Below are 1,439 nucleotides of genomic sequence, written 5' to 3'. Positions count from 1 at the left end.
GTCGTGTTACACGACAGTGGGTGTGAGGCAGATAAACAAAGATGAGTTTTTGTATATGCTTTGAATGTTATGTTCCCACTGCATGTTTGTCGTCTTGTTGTTCTGCTAGATATTCTGCGAGCCTAGTCTCAAACTCCGCACCAGTTAAAAAATAACAACCAATACATTCACCTGTCGGACTACGACCACAATTACAACGATCAGATTCTTTTATATTTTCTTTAATTTGCATTTTCTTCCTTAGTAATCGTATTTTACGAAAAATGGTCACAACGTGTTGAGATAAGCCGATTAGATTCAATGAACTTTTGAATCAAGTTTGGGGTCTAGCAGGATGCGGGGGGTAACGCCTTCACTGCAACGGCCTTGCTAAAATAATACTTGGACATTTCTAAATTCGCAACGAAGAAGGCATTTATGAAAAACATTCACGACAAGCTGACCATATTCAAATTAACACTTTTTATCTCTTTTATGGCAGTGACAAATCTATGTGCCAGCGCACAAACGCAGCCAATAGGTCAGATGCCCACCATTCAGGCTAAAACTTTGGCTGATCGCACAGTGACCTTACCGCAAGACCTGCCTGGCGAAAAAACTCTGGCGATTATCGCTTTTGGCAGAGACCAACAACCCAATATCGACACCTGGGTACAGGGTTTGAACTTGAAGAACAGTACAGAAGCATGGGTCGAGCTTCCCATCATAAATTCAGGAATCACGTTTGTACGTAACTTTATCGACGGTGGCATGCGAATGAATGTTCGTGATGAAGTCATGAGAAACAGAATTATCACGCTCTATACCGACCGTTTCCTTTTTTTGAAATCAATGGGCTTACCTCAGAAAACTGAATCAATTTTTGTTGTAATCGTCACGCAACAAGGCAAAGTGCTTGCTAGTGTGGAAGGTGACTACTCAGAGGAAAAAGCAGCATTACTTAATGTTGCTTTCAAATAGTTCCAATAAAAAAATAACGGCATGAAGTAGTCAATTTATTAATATCAATCTTGACCCTCACTGATTACAACAGTGGAAACACTTGATCCATTGCTGACAACTATCTGTATCGGGAAAGTGTTTAGTGGCACCAAAACTGAGCCACTACCAATTCTTGACCTGCTTAATTTTTGAGCAAGGACATCCAACAATCAATCGTCCATTAACGGGACGATGGACAAACAAAGGCGCCTCAAGCGCCTTTGTTCAATTCGGAACATTTACTGAGCAAAGCCATCGCGCAGCTTGTTGTCGGCGGCATCAATCTGTGTGTCCAACTCTCCATTTAACACGGCAGTTTTGATCAGCTCCAGTGTGGGTACCGAGTCCTTCTCCGCGCCTTATACCAACTCAACTGCGGCTTTTAACTGATTTGGGCTGCGTTATCGGGTCAAAAGCGCGGTTTTTAGGTAGAAAACATAGTGCTTTTTTGAACCGTA

1 protein-coding gene is annotated in these 1,439 nt (G+C 42.0%); it reads left to right on the top strand.

The window, feature by feature from the left end; genetic code table 11:
* Positions 1 to 417 precede the first annotated feature (417 nt).
* Positions 418 to 960: a hypothetical protein gene (locus tag ABW391_RS29430; protein WP_353485476.1), complete on the top strand. Its 543-nt coding sequence runs from the start codon at positions 418 to 420 to the stop codon at positions 958 to 960.
* Positions 961 to 1,439: the final 479 nt, after the last annotated feature.

The organism is Haliscomenobacter sp., from assembly GCF_040403615.1.
Lineage (GTDB): Bacteria > Bacteroidota > Bacteroidia > Chitinophagales > Saprospiraceae > Haliscomenobacter.
The sequence above is the reverse complement of the archived record's forward strand: the minus strand, read 5'-3'. Positions and strand labels throughout refer to the sequence as shown.

What these genes read in the sequence shown, in the direction of transcription:
- ABW391_RS29430 (WP_353485476.1), top strand. Translation starts at nt 418, where the DNA reads ATGAAAAACATTCACGACAAGCTGACCATATTCAAATTAACACTTTTT.